General features: G+C 47.9%; 1 protein-coding gene. It reads right to left on the minus strand.

The window, feature by feature from the left end:
- On the minus strand, nucleotides 1-351 hold a 351-nt coding region (locus AB4167_RS03300), incomplete at both ends, for a hypothetical protein (RefSeq protein ID WP_372136127.1).

Consider the following 351-nt stretch of genomic DNA (forward strand, 5'->3'; position numbering starts at 1 on the left):
CTAGATGTCACCACGATTGATTTCACGATGTCTTCGTTCAGCGTGTGGTCTAGATTGCGGTTGGGCTCAAAGCGTACTTCGCCTTCAAGAGTGATGAATAGTTCACCTTCTGTGAAGCTAAACTGCTGCTCGCCGTTATCATTTTGGTCAAGCGTTCGAAGTTGGCCATCATAAGTGAATTGCGTCACCGTTGCGCCATCAGCACTTTGACTTGGCATCACATCAATGGTGGTGGTTGTCACAATGCCAGCGGCCAAATCTGCGACGGTTGGCTCGACGATATCTAACGTATCATCTTGCATGATTTGAACATCATCGCCGATAGTGACGCTTAACGGAGACATCAGTGAA

Origin of the sequence: Vibrio sp. 10N.286.49.E11 (assembly GCF_041469505.1) — a bacterium.
Classification (GTDB): domain Bacteria; phylum Pseudomonadota; class Gammaproteobacteria; order Enterobacterales; family Vibrionaceae; genus Vibrio; species Vibrio crassostreae_C.